Raw genomic sequence first — 21545 nt, 5'->3', positions numbered from 1 at the left:
AGCAAAACCGGCAGCCTTGGCTGCCGGTTTTTTTATTGGGCCAACTGCTTGGTCATCAGCGTGGCGATCGAGGCCGCCAGCTCGTTGAAGCAGGGGCGACGCACCGAGTAGTGGCGATAGAGCAGCGAGATGGTACGCCCCGGCACAGGGTCAACCACAGGACGATAGCTCACCCCGCCCTCATCATGATCGGCAGGTACGGCCAACTTTGGCACCAGAGTCATACCACTACCGGCGGCCACCATGTTGCGCAGCGTCTCGAGACTGGTCCCCTTGAAGCGTTGATCCTCACCTATCCCGCCGGCGAAACAGAATCCCATCGCCTGATCCCGCAAACAGTGGCCATCGGCCAGCATCAGCAATTTCTTGCCCTTGAGATTACCAAGCGGCACCTGCCTGGCCTGTGCTTCGGGGTGATGGCAAGGCACAGCCAACCACATCGGCTCATGATAGAGCTGGATTGAACCAAACCCCTCCATCCCCGGCATCTCGGCCAGAATGACGCAATCCAGCTCCCCCTCTTCCAGCCGTTTGAGCAGGGTTTGAGTCTGCTCCTCATAGAGGTAAAACTCCAGCTGGGGAAAACGCTCACGCAGGGTCTGGATAATGCGGGGCAACAGGTAGGGGCCCACGGTCGGAATAAAACCGATATGGATCTCCCCGGACATCGGCTCGGAGAAGTGCTGACCGATGCTCTTGAGCTCGCGCACCTCCTTGAGCACCCGACGCGCCTGATGGGCCATGGCATCGCCAGCCGGAGTAAACAGCACCTTGCGCGAGGTACGTTCGATCAGAATGACCCCGAGTTCATCTTCCAGCTTGCGCAGCTGGCCGCTCAGGGTGGGTTGACTGACAAAGCAGCGTTCAGCGGCTTTGCGAAAATGTTTTTCCTCATCCAGCGCCACCAGATATTCGAGATCGCGAAGATTCATACAGCAAGAGTCCTGCCTGGAAAATGGGCCATCAGCATGCACAATATCGTCCGGCTGGACAAGTCATCCGCTCGCAGTGAACCTCTCTGGTTACCCCTTCAAAATAGAAAAGCCCGATCACCTTGCGGTAATCGGGCTGTTTGACTCGCCGAGGGATTACACCCTGAAACGGCGCACCATATCCTGCAACTGGGTTGCCAGATGGTTCAGCTCATTGCACGCCTGAGCCATCTGGGTAGCACCGGCGGCCACCTCTTCGGAAGCATGGCTGATATTGACCACGTTACGGTTGAGCTCCTCGCTCACCGCCCCCTGCTCTTCGGTGGCTGTCGCAATCTGGATGTTCATGTGGGAGATGCTGCTGACCGAGCCACTGATCTGGGAGATGGACTCGCCCGCTTCCCGCGCGGTAGCAACCGTGGTATTCATCAGCTCCTGACTCTGTTGCATGGTACTACCCGCCTGTTCGGCACGCTGCTGCAACTCGGCAATGATGGTATTGATCTGGGAGGTAGAGTCCTGAGTGCGCTTGGCCAGAGTACGCACCTCATCGGCCACCACCGCAAACCCCCGTCCCTGCTCACCGGCACGGGCCGCTTCAATGGCGGCGTTCAATGCCAGCAGGTTGGTCTGCTCGGCAATGCCGCGGATCACCTCCAGCACCATGCCGATATTGCGACTGTCATCGCCCAGTTGGCGGATCACCACCGCGGTACTCTCGATGGCACCGGCGACCCGTTCAATACGTTGAATGGAGTCATTCACCGTTTGCGCACCAAGTTCGGCCGTCTCACTGGCCGAGGTGGCGGCACTGGCCGCATCGCTGGTATTGCGAGAGACCTCCTGCACCGTGGCTTGCATCTCGTTCATCGCCGTCGCCAGCTGGTTCAGCTCATGTTGCTGAGCATTCATATTGTTGGCTGACTGCCTTGCTACAGCACTGATCTCCTCTACCGCAGAGCTCATCTGTACAACAGAACCGGATACCTCCCCAACCAGTTTGCGCAAGTTTTCTTGCATCTGCGCAAAGCCTTTCGCCAGTTGTCCTAATTCATCCTGATTAAACGCATTCAACTGCACACGATGAGTCAAATCACCAGCCGCGACGCTACCAACAAGTTCCAGCAAGCGATTAACGGGTCGTTTGATTTGTTGACTCAAATACCATGCAATCAACACCACGAAGATGAGAGTCGCTGCGCCAGTCAAGATACTGAGGAATTTGGAGCTGGTATATGCCTCTTCACCTTGGGCATCCATCTCCTTGCCAATACGCTCATTTATCTCACGCAAATCCATCGTTAATTTTGTTGCCTGCTCCAGCGTGGTTCTGAGATTCCCTTGCAAAATCTCTCTTGTCTTGTCACTACTCTGTTTCACCGCCTGATATAGCGGGTCATGCGCAGTAAAAAAGGCATTTCCGGCAGTCTTCAACGCGTTAAAGGTTTGCTCTTCATCAGCAGCATTAAAAGCCAATCCGCCGTAATTAGCCGCAGCCTGCTCAAAACGTGCCTTTGAATCCATCACACCTTGTTGGGTTCGTTCAATATCCGCACTGTCGTTGTAGCCCATCGCGATCACCATAGATAATTGGAAACGCCGAGCATCAAGCAGTGCGATATGCATCTGACTTGCATAGCGAACAGAAGGGATAAGGTTCTCTGCCAATACAGTGTTTTGTTGATTGAGATACGACAGTCGTGAGACGCCATACCCGGCAAGCAGGCATACGCAAAGTGCCAGCACCGCAAAGCCAGTACTCAACTTCTGACCTATGGACATATTCTGGAGCATAGATTCATCCTTAACTGCGTGTCATCGTTTAATGTCGGTTTTGATAGGAGCTATGTGTTCATGTTTTTGTAATTGAGCATAGCCGTAGAGCTGTGCTTTTGTAGTTTGCATAAGCACCATATATCGCTATCGACACGCAGAGAGGGCCACTTTAACTACCGCAGACTATTAACGGTTTACTCTATTGCACGCAACAGTCGTGGGATCAGCAACTCCGGCTCCCCCAGATACTGGTTGACCTCTATCCTTTCGAGTTTTCCCCCTCGTTCTATACCCAAAGTAGGATAACCCTGACCGCCCAGCCGTTTCATCCAGCCCTGGCTATCTGCCAGATGTTGCAGCAAGGGGGCCTGCAGATATGATTGCTGGAATGCCTCGGCTGCAATCCCCTGCTCTGCCGCCAGCGTGGCGAGAAACGCAGGTTCACCAATCCAGATACCGTCCCGATAGTGGGATTGCTGGATCCGGTGCAACATAGTCAGCCCATCGCCCCCCAAGGCCGTGACGGCCAAAACCGCACGGATCGGCGGCTCGGAGTCCAGCAGACAGCCTTCCCGCAGTAGCAGTTCGTTAAAGTAGCGTTCGCCAAAATGCTGGCCGGTCAGCGCTTCGATCCGCTGATCATGGGGGCGCACATAATCACGCAATGCCTCGCCCATCGGCTGACGGCGACTACCCAGCCAGAGGCCGCCCGCATGCAGCTCGATCTTGAGCCCAGCAATGGTGGCTGCCGCCTGCAACAGGGGGGCGGCACCGTAGCACCAGCCACAGAGCGGGTCATAGACATAATGGAGGGTGGTTTGTTGTTCGCTCATCTTCATTCTCACTTCAATCTCGGATAAAAAACCGGGCCCTTAGGCCCGGTAAAAAAACACAGGGAGAGCAGGCTCAGTGGCTTACCACTTCATCTCGCCGGTATTGACCTTGGCACCGATGGCCAGACCATCGTCAACCGGCAGTGCCGGATAGGCCTTCTTCAGAGCCTCAATCAGCTCACCAGAGTTTTTCGCCTTGGCCAGCTCCTGTTCGAAACGCTCTACATAGTCACGGGTAAAGCTCACAGCAGCAGTGCCCTTGGGAGCCGTGCCCAGGAAGTGGCCCGGCACCACGCGCTCGGGTTTCAGAGCCAGCAGGTTATCCAGCGCCTTGACCCAGTTGCTGCGAGCCGCCTTGGTCTGGCTGTCCGCCATCCAGACATGCACCCCGTGGTAGACCGGCACACCACCAAAAGCAGTCTTGATGGAAGGGGCCCAGAGGTAGGCATTCGGGGTATTCATCTCTTTGATTTCAATCTTCTCGCCATCCAGCGTCAGGTGGCTGGCGGTCATCACTTGCGGCACGGTCAAGCTCTTCGGTGCGCCCTTGCCGAGGATCGGGCTCCAGTAGCTCAGCTTGGCATCCTTGGTCTGGTTGATATGGTCAACCACATGCTGGTCGGCCAGCACTTTGACATCCGGGAACGCCGCCATGACCGGCTCCAGACCGAAGTAGAAGTCGGGGTCACCGGCACTGATATAGACAGTGGTCAGCTTCTTGCCGCTCTTCTTGATCATGTCGACCAGCGCCTGACCATTTTGCACATCGAATTGGGCATCGATCAGGATGGCCTCTTTGTCACCGGTCACCAGTGAGGAGGAGACCGGGAAGATCGCCTTCTCGCCAGGGTTGTAGACGGTCACGCTCAGGGGGGCGGCCAGTGCGGCGCCACTCAGCAGGGTGGTCGCCAGAGTCAGGTTGCGGATCAGGGTGTTGTTCATCATCTATTCCTCATTAAGTATTCGGGGGTTCATTTGATGGACACAGTGTATTGGATCACTTAAGGTGCAAATACAGCATAAAAAGCGCATCACTGTTGCACATATCGAACATATAGAGAGCCGTACATGGATCGACTGACCGCCTTGCGGGTCTTTGTCAGCGTAGTCGAACAAGGGAGCCTGAGCGGCGCCGGAGAGAAACTGGATATGTCGCGCGCCATGGTGTCGCGCTATCTGGCCGAGCTGGAGAGCTGGATGGGCGCCCGCCTGCTGCACCGCACCACCCGTCGTCTGAGCCTGACAGGGCCGGGAGAGGAGGCGCTGAACCGGGCCCGCGCAATGCTGGCACTCGGCGAGGAGATGGAGCAGATCGCCGTGAAGGGGGATGACGCCCCCAAGGGGCAACTGCGGATCACCAGCAGCTACTCCCTGTCAGAAGCACTGCTGGTCGGGGCTGCCAACGACTATCTGGCGCAATACCCGGGGACGGCCATCGACATTCTGCTGCTCGACAGAACCGTCAATCTGGTGGAGGAGCGGATCGATCTGGCGGTGCGCATCACCAACGACCTCGACCCCAATCTGGTGGCACGCCGTCTCGGCACCTGCCACTCGGTAGTCTGTGCCAGCCCGGCCTATCTGGCCCATCATCCGATGCCACACAAGGTGCAGGATTTGGCGCTGCACAACTGCCTCACCTACACCTACTTCGGCAAGAGCCTGTGGGAGTTCAATGGACCGGAGGGTCCCGAGTCAGTGCCGGTCAGCGGTAACCTGAGCGCCAATATCTCCAACCTGCTGCTGGAAGCAACGTTGGAAGGCGCAGGGATCAGCCTGCAGCCACGCTACTCGGCACAACCCTATCTGGAGCGCGGGGAACTGGTGCCCCTGCTGACCGACTGGCAGCCCAAGCGCCTCGGGGTATACGGGGTGTATGCCACCCGCAAACAGATGTCGCCACTGCTGCGCAGCTTCCTCGATTTTCTGCTGGCCCGCATGGCGGCGGATCCCATCTGGCAGGAGTAAGCACTCCGCACACCCAAACATAACGAAGGGGCCGCTGCGGGCCCCTTCTCACTCTGATCCCTTGATCAGGCTTCAAATCCGAATGGTTCTGAGTGCGGCGCTTCCGGCTGCGCACTCTCGTCCAGGAAAATATCCCGATAAGCCACATAGATGGAGTAGTTGAGCGCCGGGATCACCACCAGCAGACCTACCAGCAACAGCACAGCGCCAAACAGCAACAAAATGGCTGAGAGCAGCCCCCACCAGAAGAAGGGAAAAATATTGCGCCAGCAGCCGAAGAAGCTCAGCCGTACCGCCTGAATGATGCCGATATCGTGGTGGTAGATCAGCGCAGGAGCAAAGATGACCCCCATCAGCACGGGAATGATAAGCAGCATACCCACCAGCAACACCAGCAGCAGTTGTTGCAACTGGCTGGCAGAGACCACCATGCTCTCGGGATCCTGCGTCAGCAGCGGGAGCAGCCCCCACATGGAGAGCAGACCGAGACAGACGAGGCCAACCAGGCTGAACAGCAGCAACACCAGCAGACCGCCGAGCATCAGCGGGGTCAACTTGTGGCGAAAACCGGCGAAGAGATCGGCAAACTGCAGCGGCTCCCCCCGATAACCCCGAGCGGCGACCGCCACCCAACCCGCGCCCCACACCATGTAGAGCAGCTGGGAGATAAGGCCCCCCGCCGGCAGTTGCTCCAGCAGCATGCCCACCATAAACCAGACCAGCACCATGGCTACGCTGATCCCCATCCCCTTGTTGAAGATATCGAACCCGCTGCGAACCCAGAGCCAGCCACGACCTGTCGTGTATCGGGCCGGTGTGGTGCGCAAAGGGGGTAATCCGTTCATATCGTCTCCTCGGAGTGTCGGTGGCATAAGTGCCGGAAGCCGATTCTAGAGCCAGGGCGGGGGCGACTCAATGGCGAAGCAACCCGAGCACGACATAAAACCTGACGCAACTATGCACAAAAGGGGCATCAGCCACGCCCCGCCACTGGCTGCCCCGACCATAACGAGGCACAATCTGCCCCCTTCCCCAGCCGCGCCTGTCGTGGCCGACGTGTCGTGATCACCCTTTAGTGATCGACGAATGCCGGACAAGGGGTTGTCATCCCGCCATCCCGGGCGTTTTAACATCGAGTGGTATCGTCATGAGAGTTGTTTGTTGTCTGTTGTTGTTACTGACCAGCCAGTCAGCCCTGGCCGAGGGTTTTATCAGTCGCCTGCTCAACCATCCGGTGCCGGGTGGCGTTGCGGTGATCCCTCTTGGCGCGTCACCCACTGCCCCCACGGCCCGCTATCACGACAAACCCGTGCTGGTAGTGCGCGAAGACAACCAGTGGATCGCCATCGTCGGCATCTCTCTGAAAAGCAAGCCCGGCGCCCAGCAACTGACCACAGGTGATGGCCGCACTCTCGGCTTCACCGTGACCCCCAAGCACTACCGCGAGCAGCACATCAAGCTCAAGAACAGCCGTCAGGTCAATCCGCTCGCCGAGGATATGACACGTATCAACCGCGAGCTGGCGGAGCAGACCCGGGCTTACCAGACCTTCAGCCCCAACCAGCCGAGCAACCTGATGTTCGACAAGCCGGTCAACGGCCCCCTCTCCAGCCCGTTTGGCCTGCGTCGTTTCTTCAATGGCGAGGAGCGCAATCCCCACTCCGGCCTCGACTTCGCAGTGGGTGCCGGCACCCCGATCAAGTCCCCCGCCGCAGGCAAGGTGATCCTGATCGGCAACTACTTCTTCAATGGCAATACCGTCTTTGTCGACCACGGTCAGGGCCTCATCAGCATGTTCTGCCACATGTCGAAGGTAGATGTGAAGCTCGGTCAGAGCCTGCCGCGTGGCGGCATCGTCGGGCGAGTCGGTTCGACTGGCCGCGCTACCGGCCCCCATATGCACTGGAACGTCAGCCTCAACGACACCCGGGTCGATCCCGCCATCTTTATCGGCGCCTTCAAGCCCTGAATCGGCAGAGCCCGTTAACAAAACATCCTCTAACAAAACAGGCAGCCCATGGCTGCCTGTCTGCTATCTGCACGTCGAACCTGATTACCTATCCGGCCAGCGCGTGGGCGCCGGACTCCCGACGCATCGCCCGCCACATCACCAACACCAGCAATGAGCTGCACGTTGGCAATGCCAGCCAGACCCCGGGCACGCCCCACAGGGTCGAGAATCCCCACAAGAAACCGCCGATCAGCACCAGCTTGCCGCCGGTGAGCAGGGAGGCGATGCGGGCCCGGTTGATGGCCTGGAAATAGGTAGCCCCCACCAGCAGCAAGCCCTCCATCGGCAGCCCCCAGAAGTAGAGCCAGATCCCGAGGCTCGCCACCGGCCGCAGGGTGGCGTTGTCACCGGCAAACAGATAGACCGCCGCCTCCGGCCACAGATAGAGCGGGATCATCGCGGATAGGGCGATCCCCAACGTCACTCCGAGTGCCAGATTGCGGATCCGCAACACCCGCCGCCAGTGACCGGCGCCCGCGTTGAAGCTGGCAATGGGCTGGATACCCATGGCGATCCCCTCGAACACCAGATAGAAGAAGGCCTCGGTGTAACTGATCACCCCGTAGGCCGCCACATGCAGCGAAGTACCCACCGCCAGCAACGCCTTGTTGTGCAGCGCCAGCACTACCGAGAGATAGAGGTACATCAGAAAACTGGATATCCCGAGGCGCACCGTCTCGCCCATCAGCCGCAGATCGGGGCGCAAGGTGTCCCAGCTTATCCGCAGTTGGCTACGCGGCGTGAAGAAGTGCCACAGGCAGGCAAGGCCCGTCACCGCCTGGGAGAGCATAGTGGCGGTCGCCACCCCGGCCAGTCCGAACGGAAACACTACCATCAGCAGATAGTCGAGCAGCACGTTGAGCAGCCCCCCGACCACCATGATGAGGGTGACAAATCCGGGGCGGCCATCGTTGCGCAGCAGCGAGCTGAACGCCATCGACAGCACCGCAAAGACGCCGAGCCAGGCGTAGGCCTGCAGGTAGGAGAGCCCGGCGGTGAAGATCTCCCCCTCCGCCCCCATCCAGGCCAGCATGGGCTCGCCATAACGGATCCCGATAAAACTGAGCAGGGCCGAGGCCAGCAACACCATCACCAGGGCATTGCCGACGATATGGCGGGCTTTGGCCGGGTTGCCCTGCCCCAGATAGAAGGAGACCAGCGACGAGGCCCCCATACCGATCAGCGCGCCTACCGCATAGAGCACGGCGCAGATGGGATAAGCCAGCATCAGACCGGCCATCCCATCTTGACCCAGCACATGGCCAACGAAGATGCCATCGATGGTGACATAGATGCCGGTGATCAGCATGGCCGCCACGGTCGGGGTTACGTAACGCCAGAAAAGGCGAGATAGCGGGGCTGTGCCCAGATCAACAGCTGACATATTTGACTCGGTGGAGAGAAAGCGGCCGGGATCATAGCGAAACGGCAGCACAACTTCCTGTTATTTGTGTTATGAATCATTAATATAGACTGCTTTACCCGCCTCCCTGCCCTGTTTTAGGCTAGGGCCACCTCTTCTGAACGGAAACGAGCCTCATGTTGCAACGCCTGCTCACCTTCTTGCTGCTCTCCCTTCTCTTGTTGCCGCCAGCCGTGCGCGCCGACGATGCCATTGCCCAGGCCGAATCCCTGTTGCAGAGCGTGCCCAAGAGCGATACCCCGGAAAACCAGAAACTGCGGGAGAGCTACCAGCAGGCGCTGCAATTTGCCAGAGAGGCCGAGCGTTACCGGGAGCAGAGTAAAGCCTATCAGCAGATCCTTATCGATTACCCCAAGGAGTCGGCGCGCCTCAAGGAGAGCCTGCACAACTATCAGCCCGCCGCTCGCCCGCCGCTGGCGAGCCTCAAGGAGGAGGCGCTGCGCCAGGCCATTGGCCTGAGCAGCAACCGCCAGCTCAACCTGCGCAAGGAGCGGCAGGGGGTGATGGACAGCCTCAACCAGCTGGAGAGCACCGGGCAGGAGTATCACCTGCGGGTGGACGATCTGCGCAAACAGCTGCAACTGACCCGCAGCCAGCTGGAGCGACTGAGCTTCAGCAGCGAATCGGATCGCCAACAGGAGGCACAGCTGCTGCTGACCAGAATGAAGGAGCAGAGCCTCTCCGACCGGATCCAGATGCTGGAGCTGGAGCAGCTCTCGGCCCAGCAGCGCAACGATCTCGGCAAGCTGAAACTGCAGGAGCTCAATCTGGCCATCGCCGACGAGGATGAGTGGCAAGCCAGCCTGCTGACCCAGCAGAACCAGCTGCGTAGGGAGAAGACCGAGCAGGCGCTGGAGGAGAGCGAGCGGCTGCGCAAGCAGCTCACCACCGACATGCCGCTGCTGCTGGAGCAGCAACAGCAGAATCAGGCGCTCTCTATCCAGCTCGGTACACTGGAAGATCAAATTGAGCGGGTGCAAGACGAGCAGCGCAGCGTCGACAAGAATCTGTTTGAACTGAATGAGCTGGTCAACTCGGTACGCGAACAGCTGGAGTGGCTGCAGATCAGTAATGCCTACGGCGAGAACCTGCGCAGCAAACTCTCCGATCTGCCTCCCCAGTTCCCCCTCGACAAGCTGGAGTCCGCCATCGTCAGCGCCCGCATGGCCAAGTACCAGTACGAGAGCGAGCAAGATGGGCTCAAGGATACCCGTCAGCTGCGCGACAAGCTGATGGCCGAAGAGGAGGTGACGCTCGATCGGCCGCAACAAGCGGTGCTCGACAACCTGCTCAAGGCCCGGCGCCAGCTGCTGACCCGGCTCAACGATGCCTCCGATACCCTCATTCAGGAGCAGACTCGTCTCAAGCTGCTCTACAGCCGCCAGAACAGCAAGATCGACGAGATCCGGGAGATCAGTGCCAGCCACCTGTTCTGGATGCCGGATGTGCGCCCCTTTACCCCACCGGTGATGCTCGGTATTCCTGCCGCGCTAACCCTGGCCTTCAACCCGGACAACTGGTTGCAACTGCCCTACGCCATCGCCGAAAACAGCCCGCTGAGCCTCACGCTGGCCGGTATTGGTCTGCTGGTGCTGGCCTGGAGCTGGTTCAAACTGGCCCGTCATCTGAGCCTCTATTGCGACCATATTGCGCCGCGGATCGGCAAGGTAACCCAGGACAAATTCAGCCTCACCAGCCGCTTGCTGCTGCGCTCCCTGCTTGCCGCCCTCCCCTTGCCCGCCATGGTGTTGATGGTGCGCGGCCTGCTCGAAGGGGCCTGGCAATACCCGTTTGCGGTGGCGGTGGCGCGCGGCCTTGGCGAGATCTGGTTTCTGCTGCTGGCGTTGGTGATGGCCCGCCATCTGACACTGGAGAGGGGGATTTTGATCCACCACTTCCGCTGGCCCCGGGAACAGGTGCAAAAGGTGTGGGGGCAGTTTCGCACCCTGCTGCTGGTGCTGATCCCGAGTTTCTTTGTGCAAGGGATGGCCAACAGCTATCAGGAGCACGCCTTCTACGACTCCCTCGGCCGGATGGCCTTCATGATCGGTGCACTCTGGCTGCTGCTCTTCTTTGCCCGTCTCAACCGGGAGCGATTGCCGCTCACCTGGGGCCAGACCGACATGACCAAGCCCCATCTGCTGCACCACTTCATCTGGAACAGCCTGATGCTGGCGCCGCTGCTGGCAGTGATCGGCGCCCTGTTTGGCTACTTCTATACCTCGCGCACCCTGCTGCGCCAGCTGGAGCTGAGCCTGCTGATGGGGCTGGGCTGCCTGCTCATCTACTATCTGGCCAGACGCTGGATGCTGATCCAGCGCCGCCGCCTTGCCTTCGAGCGTGCCAAGAGCAAGCGGGCCGAGATGCTGGCCCAGCGCGGCCGGGAAGAGGGGCATGACGAGCTCAGCTCCGAGACCCCGGACGTGGTGGAAGAGACTGAGCTGGATCTCGATACCATCAGCGCCCAGTCGCTGGGACTGGTGCGCACCCTGCTGATGCTGGGCTTTACCATGCTGGTGGTAGTGCAATGGTCGGATCTCAACTCCGCCTTCAGTTTCCTCAGCAATATCGAGGTGTGGCAGGTGAGCAGCAAGATTGGCGGCATCGAGCAGCTCTCGGCCATCACCTTGCAGGATCTGATGCTGACCGCCTTCGTCTTTATCCTGACCGTGGTGACTGCCCGCAACCTGCCGGGGCTGATGGAGCTGACCCTGCTGCAGCACCTCAGCCTCTCCCCGGGTACCGGCTTTGCCCTCACGACCACCAGCAAGTATCTGGTGATCCTGATCGGCGCCCTCACCGGCTTCTCCATGCTGGGCATCGACTGGTCGAAGACCCAGTGGCTGGTCGCCGCCCTCTCGGTGGGGCTGGGTTTCGGTCTGCAGGAGATCTTCGCCAACTTTGTCTCCGGCCTCATCATCCTGTTCGAGAAGCCGATCCGGCTCGGTGACACCGTCACCATCCGCGATCTCACCGGCACCGTCACCAAGATCAAGACCCGGGCGACGACTATCGTGGATTGGGATCGCAAGGAGATCATCGTGCCCAACAAGGCTTTCATCACCGAGCAGTTCATCAACTGGTCGCTCTCCGATGCCATCACCCGGGTCAAACTGCGGATCCGGATCGGCCTGACCCGGGATCCGAAACTGGTGCAGCGCATTCTGGAAGAGTCCATCCAGGCATCGACCCTGGTATTGGAGACGCCGACGCCAGAGGTCTTCCTGATCGAATTCACCGACTCGGCACTGATCTACGAGATCCGCCTCTACGTCAACAACATGGATCACCGGATGCCCATCACTCACGAGGTTCACTCGCTGGTGCTGGAGAAGATGCAGCAGCAGGGACTTACCCTACCCCATCAACAGATCGACATTCACCTGAGCCGCGGCTGATCCGCGAGGTACAAGGAGCAGAACATGCAGATTATTGCCCACCGTGGCGCCAGCGGTCTGGCCCCCGAAAACACCCTCAAGGCGATGGCCAAAGCGCTGGAGCTGGGAGCATCAGCCATCGAGATCGACGTACAGGCGGCCGATGGCGAGTTGTGGGTCTTCCATGACCGACGGCTGGAGCGCTGCACCAATGGCAAGGGGGTGCTGACCGAGCAATCCCGCTCCTATCTGGAGCAGCTCGATGCCGGTGAGGGAGAGGTGATCCCGACCCTGTGGCAGGTGATGGAGATCATCGCCGGACGCTGCGAGCTGCATATCGAGCTCAAAGGCGCCCATAGCGCCGATGCGGTGGCAGCCCTGACCCGACGGGCAGAGGCCGAGCTGGGCTTTACTCCCGGCCAGTGGGTGGTCTCCTCCTTCCATCACCCGGAGCTGGCCCGATTTGCCGCCTTGCGGCCCGATATCCGGCTCGGTGCCCTGACCGCCAACCTGCCGCTCAACCTGGCGCAGTTTGCCGACAAGCTGGGGGCCTGGTCCATCAATTGCGATGTTGATTTCATCGACGCCGCGCTGGTCGATGATGCACATCGCCGGGGGCTCAAAGTTCTGGTTTATACCGTTGATTATCCAGAAGATTATGAAACGCTCTCTAGCATGGGGGTCGATGGAATCTTCACCAATCGACCAGATCGTTTTCTGACGCAGTGAGGGGGCGATACGCGCATGGATAACCACTGATTTAGGCACTAACTTTAAATAGCTGACCGGGATACAAAGAGTTCAACTTCAGCCGATAAACAGAGGCTCATAACAATAACTAGATTCCACACACACTTCAGACTGACGCTCACAAGGATGTAACTATGAACTTATCCATTAAAAACAAGCTTGTTCTGGCTATCGGGGTCATCATTCTGGTGATCACCGGCCTGCAGGTCTGGTACAACACCTCGCAACTGCGCAGCGAGACCCAGCGACTGGTCTGGAACATCATCGACGAAAGCTCCATGGCCAACGTCAAGGGGATCTCCCGCTGGGTCGACGCCCGGATCAGCATGGTCAGCACCACCAAGGAAGCATTCGCCAAAGAAGATGAGCCCATCAGTCATCTGGCCCAGTCCATGAATGCCGGTGGCTTCGACCTGGTCTATGCCGGTACCGCAGACGGCAAAATGATACAGAGCAAACCAACTGATTTGCCCGCCGGTTATGACCCCCGTCAACGCCCCTGGTACAAGGACGCGGCCGCCGCAGGCAAGCTGGTCATCACAGCCCCCTATGCCGATATCTCCACCGGCCAGCTGATTGTCACCATTGCCGAGCCGTTCCAGCGTGGCAATACCCAGGGGGTCATCGCCGGTGACGTCTCCATCAGCTCACTGATCTCGGATATTTTGGCGGTCACCACCGAGGGCACCTACGCCATGCTGGTGGACAGCAATGGCACCATCATCGCGCACCCCGATGCCTCCCTGAGCCTGAAATCCGCCACCGCTCTGGCACCGGAACTGACTGCCGCCTACATCAATCAGGTCGCCCATGACGGCATGATCAACGAGCTGGTGATCAGCGGCAAGAAAGAGGTCTACGACTTTAATGCCATTCCCAATACCAACTGGTATTACGGCATGATGGTGGATGAAGAGATCGCCTACCAGTCGGTACGCCGCATGGTTACCTCCTCCCTCATTCAGGGGCTTATCACCATACTGATCGTGGCAGGCTTCTCCTATGTCGCCATCAACGGCTCGCTGGCCCCTCTGAAAACCCTGGGCGAAGCGATTGCCGATCTCTCCCGTGGCAACGGCGATCTGACCCGCCGCATCAAGATTGAACGTGAGGATGAAGTAGGCGCGGTTGCCAAACACGTCAACACCTTCATCGAGCGGATCCATGTGATGGTGCAGGATATCTCCAACTCCTCCGGCCAACTCAACCAGCAGGCCAAGTCCTCCCACAGCATGGCGGAGAAGGCCAATCAGGGGCTGGCACGCCAGCAAAACGAGATCTCCCAGATCGCCACTGCGGTACACGAGATGTCGGCCACTGCGGTCGAGGTTGCCAGCAACGCGGAGCAAACCGCCGAAGCGGCCCGCAGCTCCTCCAGCAGCTGCGAGCATGGCAAGCAGGTGATCGCCCGCAACCAGCGCTCCATCACCGATCTGGCCACCCAGGTGGAACAGGCCTCCAACATCATTCAGGAACTGGAGAAAAACGCCCAGGAGATCAACACCATCCTATCCACCATTCAGGGCATCGCCGAGCAGACCAACCTGCTGGCACTCAACGCCGCCATCGAAGCGGCACGTGCCGGTGAACAGGGCCGCGGCTTTGCGGTGGTAGCCGACGAGGTGCGCGTCCTGTCACAGCGTACCCACAGCTCCACCGTCGAGATCCGCAATATGATCGAAACCCTGCAACGCAATACCCAAGGGGCGGTCAGCACCATGCACGAAGGCCAGCTGCTGGCCCAGAACAGCGTGGATGACGCCAACAACGCCACCCACGCGCTGGAGCAGATCACCACCTCGATCAACCAGATCTCCGACATGGCGACCCAGATCTCCAGCGCGGCTGAAGAGCAGCGGGCCGTCACCGACGAGGTAAGCCGCAACATTCAGGCAGTGAAAGATGTCTCGGACGAACTGGCAGTGGATGCAGACAGCTCACGCCATCTCTCTGAACAACTTAAAAATATTTCGGGTGAACTGAGCAATCAGGTCGGCATGTTCCGCATTTGAGCATGAGCAAAAGGGGCCGTACAGGCCCCTTTTATTTTTCTAAATAGCGCTTAATTTTCAGTGAGTAATCTCACATTACCCGCCAAATACCCCGCCTTGAAATCCTTGTAATTCGTCTGGAATTATCAGATCACCGCCGTGGTTACCGCCGCATTTCGGATTACATATTTCTATCCGAATAGATAAATGCCAATAATTCTCATTAAAAAATTACAATAAAAAACTTAAAATTTTTTTCGCGAGTACCTAAAAAGAGAGGTGATTCGCATTTTATTGAAAGAAAACTACGTACAATCCAGAAGTTAAAGTGCTCGTAGCTAGGTGTTCAACTGCTCAGTAACACCAAAAAATGACGATAATAACGACATTTTCATCCAGGGATTTGGGTGTTTTATAGAAAAATAACCAATAAAAAGGGAATAAAACCTAGCAGTTTGACTTGCATCAAGCCTGAATTTTTTTCATAGAGCAAAATCGTGCCCAGCAAATCTATCCCTAAGGAGGCAGATGTGGATATTATCAAGACCGATGTGGCCATCATCGGTGCTGGCGGTACCGGCTTACGCGCCGCTATCGCTATAGCCGAATCACAGCCAGACCTGGACATCGCCCTGATTTCCAAGGTTTACCCGATGCGCAGCCACACGGTTGCTGCCGAAGGCGGCGCCGCCGGTGTCGTCCGTGATGACGACTCCCTCGAAAACCACTTCAACGACACCGTCTCCGGTGGTGACTGGCTGTGCGAGCAGGACGTTGTGGAATACTTCGTCAACAACGCGACCAAAGAGATGATCCAGCTGGAGCACTGGGGTTGCCCCTGGAGCCGCAAGCCGGATGGCAAAGCCAACGTGCGTCCGTTTGGTGGCATGAAGGTTCCGCGTACCTGGTTCGCCGCAGACAAGTCCGGTTTCCATATTCTGCACACCCTGTTCCAGACCTCCGTCAAATACCCGAGCATCAAGCGCTTCGACGAGCATTTCTGTCTTGATCTGATCGTGGACGACGGCCGCGTTCAGGGCGTACTGACCTTCGACATCCAGAACGGTATCACCCGCTTCATCCAGGCCAAATCCGTGATCGTGGCAACCGGCGGCGCTGGCCGTGTCTATCGCTACAACACCAACGGTGGCATCGTCACCGGCGACGGCATGGCACTGGCCTACCGTCACGGCGTACCGCTGCGTGACATGGAATTCGTTCAGTATCACCCGACTGGTCTGCCGGGTACCGGCATCCTGATGACCGAAGGTTGTCGTGGTGAGGGTGGCGTTCTGCTGAACAAGGATGGCTACCGCTACCTGCAAGACTACGGCTTGGGCCCGGAAACGCCGATCGGCCAGCCGAAGAGCAAATACATGGAACTGGGTCCGCGCGACCGCGTTTCCCAGGCATTCTGGCAAGAGCAGCAGAAAGGCCGCGTCATTCAGGGCCCGATGGGCGATGTGGTTCACCTCGACCTGCGTCACCTTGGCGAGAAGTACCTGAAAGAGCGTCTGCCGTTCATCTGCGAACTGGCCAAAGCCTACGTCAACGTGGATCCGGCCAAAGAGCCTATCCCGGTACGTCCGACTGCCCACTACACCATGGGTGGTATCGAGACTGACAACAAGTGTGCCACCCGTCTGCCCGGCCTCTACGCCGCGGGCGAATGTGCCTCCGTCGGTCTGCACGGTGCCAACCGTCTGGGTTCCAACTCCCTGTCCGAGATCGTGGTATTCGGCAAGCTGGCCGGTGAGCAGGCAGGTGAATTTGCCAAGACTCAGAAGCATGGCAACACCGAAGCGCTGGCCGCCAAGGCCGAGGCGCTCATCAAGCAGCACCTCTCCCTTATGGACGTAGACGGTACTGAAAACCCGGCAGACATCCGCAACGAACTGGGCATGTCCATGGAAGCCGGTGTCGGTATCTACCGTACCGAAGAGCTGATGCAGGGCACCATCGACAAGATCAACGAGCTGAAAGCCCGTTACAAGAAGGTCAAGATCAACGACAAGTCCTCTGTCTTCAACACCGATCTGCTGTACGCCATCGAACTGGGTTACATGCTGGACGTGGCTGAAGCCATGGCGCACTCCGCCATCAATCGTAAAGAGTCCCGCGGTTCCCACCAGCGTCTGGATGGTTACGAAGAGCGCGATGACGTGAACTTCCTCAAGCACACGCTCTCGTTCTACCAAAATGGCGAAACGCCCTCCATCGATTACTCCGATGTGAAGATCACTAAGTCCCAGCCGGCAAAACGCGTGTACGGCTCCGAGGGTGAGAAACAAGACGAGGCTAAGAAGAATGGCTGAGATGATTGAAATTGAGATCCTGCGCTACCGTCCGGAACAGGATAACGAGCCCTGGATGCAAACCTTCCAGGTGCCATACCAGAGAGAGATGTCTCTGCTGGACGCCCTGCAGTACATCAAGGATCACCTGGACTCTACCCTGAGCTTCCGCTGGTCCTGCCGGATGGCGATCTGCGGCTCCTGCGGCATGATGGTCAACGGTGTGCCCAAGCTGGGTTGCAAGGCGTTCCTGCGCGACTATCTGCCGGGCAAGATGACCGTCGAGCCGCTCAACAACTTCCCGATCGAGCGCGATCTGGTGGTCGACATGTCCGACTTCATCGAGAAGCTGGAGAGCATCAAGCCGTACATCATCCCGAGCGAGCCGCGCAGCCTGTGTGATGGCGAGTACATCCAGACTCCGGCCCAGATGGCGCAGTACAAGCAGTTCTCCCAGTGCATCAACTGTGGTCTCTGCTACGCGGCCTGCCCGCAGTACGGCATCAACAAGAAGTTCACCGGTCCGGCGGCACTGGCTCTGGCCTATCGCTACAACGTCGACAACCGTGATGCTGGTGCCAAAGAGCGTATGCGCATCATCAGCCAGGACGAAGGCGTCTGGGGCTGTACCTTCGTGGGCTACTGCTCCGAAGTGTGCCCGAAAGGCGTCGATCCGGCGGCGGCCATCCAGCTTGGCAAGGTCGAAAGCGCCAAGGACTACATGATCGCCATGTTCAAGCCAGATTGAGAGCAGGATTGAGACCATGAACAACACTGATAGCAAACGTAAACCTTACGTCCGCGAAATGAAGAAAGACTGGTGGCTGAAGAACGCCTTCTACACCGGTTACATGATCCGTGAAGGCACCAGTATCTTCGTCTCCATCTACGCCGTTGTGCTGATGTGGGGCCTGATGCGCCTGGTTCAGGGTCAGGAAGCGTTCAACGGCTGGCTGGAATCCCTGCAAAGCCCGATCGCCATCCTGTTCCATGTCGTCGCTCTGGCGGCGTGCCTGTTCCATGCCAAAACCTGGTTCGCCCTGGCGCCGAAAGCCATGCGTATCTTCCGTGGTGAAGACCTGGTACCGGAGAAGCCGATCGTTCTCGCCCAGTATGTGGCGCTGGCGGTGGTGTCCCTGCTTGTCCTGATCATCGTGGCCTGAGGAGAAAACAATGAGACGTTCTGACGAACCAATTTACTGGGGTCTGTTTGGTGCGGGTGGCATGGTCGTTGCCATGCTGCTGCCGGTCATTGTCCTCATCACCGGTCTGCTGGTGCCCATGGGCATCATGGACGTGGAAACCATGAGCTATGACCGCGTGCACGCGTTCGCCAGCTCCTGGTGGGGTGCCTGCATCCTGCTGGTGATCATCGCCCTGCCAGTCTGGCACGGTATGCACCGTATCTACCACGGTCTGCACGATCTGGGGATCCACACCACCAAGCTGCACCACTATGTGTTCTATGGCTTTGCCTTCCTGGTATCTGCCATTAGCGTCGGCTTGCTGATGGTGCTGGTACTCCAGTAATCACATCTGACTGACTGATTGATTGAGCAAACCGGGCCTCGTGCCCGGTTTTTTATTGCCCCGCTATCCCGCCTCTGCTTTTTATTCACTCAAACAATTCGATAAAAACCAGATTATCGTCCAAGCATATGGCGATCACAGTCACATAACCCCAATACATTCTCCATTTGCAGCAAACCATTTTGACCACCATCAATTTAGTGACATCCATATCAATTATAATTATTCAGATTAAATAATTATTCATATGGAGCTAGCTAATGACAGACAAAACACGCTCGGTGAGCATAGGCAGTTACCTGGCACTGGCCTTCGCCGTGGTCTTCTTCTCCGGACTGTTGCAATCCGGCGAGTGGTACGGGGTATTCGATTTCACCACGCTGAACGGTTCGTTCGGAACCATGGTCCAGAGCGTCAGCGAGAATGGTGACGGCATCAAGACCGCCATGACCGACATGCGCGGCAAGGGGGGCAACGGGGCGAGAGACGGCTTTCTGTTCGCCCTGACCCTGATCCCCACCGTGATGTTTGCCCTCGGCATGATCAATGTGCTGGAGCACTACGGCGCGCTGGAAGCGGCCCGCAAGTTGCTGACCCCGCTGCTGCGTCCGCTGATGGGGATCCCGGGCAATACAGGTCTGGCACTGATCGCCTCCCTGCAGAGTACCGATGCCGGTGCCGCCATGACTCGTCAGCTCAAGGATGAAGGGCTCATCACCAAGCGTGAAACCGACGTGTTCACCATGTTCCAGTTCTCCGCTGGTGCCACCATCGTCAACTTCTTCTCCTCCGGCGCCGTGCTGTTCACCCTGACACTGGCAGATGGCAGCCCGGCGGTCAGCTCCTCCATCGGTCTTGCTGTCATCGTGATGTTCGCCTTCAAATTTGTCGGGGCCAACCTGTTCCGGGTCTACCTCAATATGAGCGAAGGCAAGCAGACCGATAACAACACCCAGCAGACCCTCAACACTCAGGAGCAAACCAAATGAGCCAGGCCAACATCAAGAAACCCATCGTCACCGATATCTTCGTCGAAGGGGCCAAGAAGGGCTGGGTCATCGCCACCACCTCCACCGTACCCAACGTACTGATGGCCTTCGTCATCATCAAGGCGCTGCAGATCACCGGCGCGCTGGATGCCATGGGCGCCATCTTCTCCCCTGTCATGGCCATCTTCGGGTTGCCCGGTGAGGCGGCAGCCGTGCTGATCGGCGCCTGGATGTCGATGGGCGGTGCGGTCGGTGTGGTCATCACCCTGTTCGATCAGGGGATCCTCAACGGCACTCACATCGCCATTCTGGCGCCAGCCATCTACCTGATGGGCTCCCAGGTGCAGTACATGGGCCGCATCCTCGGCTGCATCGGCACCGAAGGGCGTTACATCCCCATCATGGTCGCCATCTCGGTACTCAACGCCTTCGGCGCCATGCTGGTGATGAACATCCTTCTCTGACCCGAACCTGATAGTGGAGTAAGCAATGACTTTTTCTCTGGATCAATACCTGACCGAACTGGCCCCGCTGATCAATCTGGATTGCGGATCCCTGTACCAGCCGGGCATTGCGGCAGTGGCCGACCTGATGGCCGCCAAATATGAGGTGATGGGCGGCTGGCAGATCAAACGGGTCGACTGCGGCATCGCCGGGGTCGGACTGGAGATCCGCAACCAGCCTGATGCGGCACAGATCGATGTAATGCTGATCGGCCATATGGATACCGTCTTCCCCCTCGGCACCGCCGCCGCCCGCCCGATGAGCATCGATGGTGAGCGCGCTTACGGTCCCGGTGTCTCCGACATGAAATCCGGCCTGCTCAACATCGTCTATGCCCTGCGTGAACTGCCCCGCGAGGTGCGCGATCGCCTGAGCATCTGCGTCTGCATGAACCCGGACGAGGAGATCGGCTCCCTCCACTCCAGTGACTGGCTGGCAGCGGTGGCCAAACAGGCAAAACAGGTGCTGGTGGCCGAAGCGGCCCGCGCCGATGGCTCGCTGGTCAAGGCGCGCAAGGGGATGGCCCGTTATCGCATCGATTTCACTGGCAAGGCGGCTCACGCGGGCAACGAACCGCAGAAGGGGCGCAGCGCCATCACCGAGCTGGGCCACTGGATCCTGGCCATCAACGCCCTGACCAACTTCGAGAGCGGCACCACCCTCAACATCGGCATTGTCGAGGGGGGCAACGGCGCCAACATAGTGCCGGCCCATGCCAGCGCCGTGGTAGACGTCCGCTTCTGGGACAATCAGGAGTACCACCAGATCGACGATCATCTGCTGACCCTGGCCGAGCGGCCCCATCTGGACGGTGTCACCATCCAGCTGACCCGCGAGGCCCACAAACCGGCCATGGTGCCGTCCGAGGGTACTCAGGCACTGATGCTGCTGGTGGAAGAGTGTGGCGCCGAACTGGGACTGCCGATCAGCTGGCAAGAGGTGGGGGGCGGCTCTGATGCCAACCTGACCGCTGCCCTCGGCATCCCTACTCTGGATGGTCTGGGCCCCATCGGTGCCGGTTTCCACAGTGACGAGGAGTATCTGGATCTGACCAGCATTGCCCCGCGCATCGAGCTGCTGGTGAAGGTACTGACCCGTCTGGCGGCCTGACAGCCTCTCACGTAAAAAAGGGCCAGCCGGTTTGCTCCGGCTGGCCCTCTGTGTATC

Annotated in this window: 18 protein-coding genes; 12 read left to right on the top strand and 6 right to left on the bottom strand. The window is 58.6% G+C overall.

The features are described 5' to 3' along the window. Positions 1-32 precede the first annotated feature (32 nt). The 4 genes from oxyR to AB5Z09_RS04120 all read right to left on the bottom strand — a co-directional run bounded on the left by oxyR (position 33) and on the right by AB5Z09_RS04120 (position 4483). Positions 33-932: a DNA-binding transcriptional regulator OxyR gene (gene oxyR, locus AB5Z09_RS04135; protein ID WP_021229787.1), complete on the bottom strand. Its 900-nt coding sequence runs from the start codon at positions 930-932 to the stop codon at positions 33-35. Positions 933-1088: 156 nt separating this feature from the next. Beyond that, positions 1089-2726, bottom strand: coding sequence for a methyl-accepting chemotaxis protein (locus tag AB5Z09_RS04130; RefSeq protein WP_144714481.1), 1638 nt, complete (start codon positions 2724-2726; stop codon positions 1089-1091). Between the two features lie 176 nt (positions 2727-2902). Further along, positions 2903-3547 carry a DsbA family protein gene (locus AB5Z09_RS04125; protein WP_368194699.1) on the bottom strand — a complete coding sequence of 215 codons (645 nt, stop codon included), beginning with the start codon at positions 3545-3547 and terminating at the stop codon, positions 2903-2905. A gap of 75 nt (positions 3548-3622) precedes the next feature. Beyond that, a complete protein-coding gene (locus AB5Z09_RS04120; protein WP_058055949.1) occupies positions 3623-4483 on the bottom strand; it encodes a Vmh family MBL fold metallo-hydrolase in 861 nt (286 codons plus the stop codon). A 126-nt stretch (positions 4484-4609) separates the two neighbouring features. Here AB5Z09_RS04120 and AB5Z09_RS04115 point away from each other — a divergent pair, with 126 nt between their 5' ends. Continuing rightward, a complete protein-coding gene (locus tag AB5Z09_RS04115) occupies positions 4610-5509 on the top strand; it encodes a LysR family transcriptional regulator (RefSeq protein ID WP_368194698.1) in 900 nt (299 codons plus the stop codon). A gap of 65 nt (positions 5510-5574) precedes the next feature. Here the strand turns inward: AB5Z09_RS04115 and AB5Z09_RS04110 are convergent, their stop codons facing one another. Beyond that, positions 5575-6354: a BPSS1780 family membrane protein gene (locus AB5Z09_RS04110; protein WP_042082651.1), complete on the bottom strand. Its 780-nt coding sequence runs from the start codon at positions 6352-6354 to the stop codon at positions 5575-5577. Positions 6355-6656: 302 nt separating this feature from the next. Between AB5Z09_RS04110 and AB5Z09_RS04105 the strand changes: the two genes are divergently transcribed. Then, positions 6657-7478, top strand: a complete 822-nt coding sequence (locus tag AB5Z09_RS04105) for a peptidoglycan DD-metalloendopeptidase family protein (protein WP_368194697.1) — start codon at positions 6657-6659, stop codon at positions 7476-7478. 88 nt (positions 7479-7566) lie between these two features. On the opposite strand, the gene AB5Z09_RS04100 is transcribed toward AB5Z09_RS04105, so the two are convergent. Beyond that, the gene (locus AB5Z09_RS04100; protein WP_368194696.1) at positions 7567-8904 is read right to left on the bottom strand and encodes an MATE family efflux transporter; all 1338 of its coding nucleotides are present in this window, start codon (positions 8902-8904) and stop codon (positions 7567-7569) included. Between the two features lie 155 nt (positions 8905-9059). Here AB5Z09_RS04100 and mscM point away from each other — a divergent pair, with 155 nt between their 5' ends. The 10 genes from mscM (at position 9060) to AB5Z09_RS04050 (ending at position 21488) form a co-directional block, all read left to right on the top strand. Beyond that, positions 9060-12341 (top strand): miniconductance mechanosensitive channel MscM, encoded by a 3282-nt coding sequence (gene mscM, locus AB5Z09_RS04095; protein ID WP_368194695.1) that lies wholly within the window; start codon positions 9060-9062, stop codon positions 12339-12341. 24 nt (positions 12342-12365) lie between these two features. Beyond that, positions 12366-13049, top strand: coding sequence for a glycerophosphodiester phosphodiesterase (locus AB5Z09_RS04090; protein ID WP_368194694.1), 684 nt, complete (start codon positions 12366-12368; stop codon positions 13047-13049). Between the two features lie 155 nt (positions 13050-13204). Continuing rightward, on the top strand, positions 13205-15082 hold the full coding sequence (locus tag AB5Z09_RS04085; RefSeq protein WP_058059222.1) for a methyl-accepting chemotaxis protein: 1878 nt from the start codon (positions 13205-13207) through the stop codon (positions 15080-15082). 509 nt (positions 15083-15591) lie between these two features. Then, on the top strand, positions 15592-17376 hold the full coding sequence (frdA, locus tag AB5Z09_RS04080; protein ID WP_005362288.1) for a fumarate reductase (quinol) flavoprotein subunit: 1785 nt from the start codon (positions 15592-15594) through the stop codon (positions 17374-17376). Further along, a complete protein-coding gene (locus AB5Z09_RS04075) occupies positions 17369-18103 on the top strand; it encodes a succinate dehydrogenase/fumarate reductase iron-sulfur subunit (RefSeq protein ID WP_005335057.1) in 735 nt (244 codons plus the stop codon). The genes frdA and AB5Z09_RS04075 overlap by 8 nt, the downstream gene beginning before the upstream one ends. 16 nt (positions 18104-18119) lie before the next feature. Next, positions 18120-18518, top strand: coding sequence for a hypothetical protein (locus AB5Z09_RS04070; RefSeq protein WP_005335058.1), 399 nt, complete (start codon positions 18120-18122; stop codon positions 18516-18518). A 10-nt stretch (positions 18519-18528) separates the two neighbouring features. After that, positions 18529-18885, top strand: a complete 357-nt coding sequence (gene frdD / locus AB5Z09_RS04065) for a fumarate reductase subunit FrdD (protein WP_005335059.1) — start codon at positions 18529-18531, stop codon at positions 18883-18885. A 260-nt stretch (positions 18886-19145) separates the two neighbouring features. Next, positions 19146-19874 (top strand): nucleoside recognition domain-containing protein, encoded by a 729-nt coding sequence (locus AB5Z09_RS04060; protein ID WP_005362292.1) that lies wholly within the window; start codon positions 19146-19148, stop codon positions 19872-19874. After that, positions 19871-20338, top strand: coding sequence for a YjiG family protein (locus AB5Z09_RS04055; protein WP_005335063.1), 468 nt, complete (start codon positions 19871-19873; stop codon positions 20336-20338). The genes AB5Z09_RS04060 and AB5Z09_RS04055 overlap by 4 nt, the downstream gene beginning before the upstream one ends. A gap of 25 nt (positions 20339-20363) precedes the next feature. Next, on the top strand, positions 20364-21488 hold the full coding sequence (locus AB5Z09_RS04050; protein WP_368194693.1) for a M20 family metallopeptidase: 1125 nt from the start codon (positions 20364-20366) through the stop codon (positions 21486-21488). Positions 21489-21545: the final 57 nt, after the last annotated feature.

It is taken from the genome of Aeromonas sp. R2-2 (assembly GCF_040908355.1).
Taxonomy (GTDB): Bacteria; Pseudomonadota; Gammaproteobacteria; order Enterobacterales; family Aeromonadaceae; genus Aeromonas; species Aeromonas veronii.
Note: the sequence above shows the minus strand (reverse complement) of the source record. Positions and strands in the feature narration are given on the sequence as shown.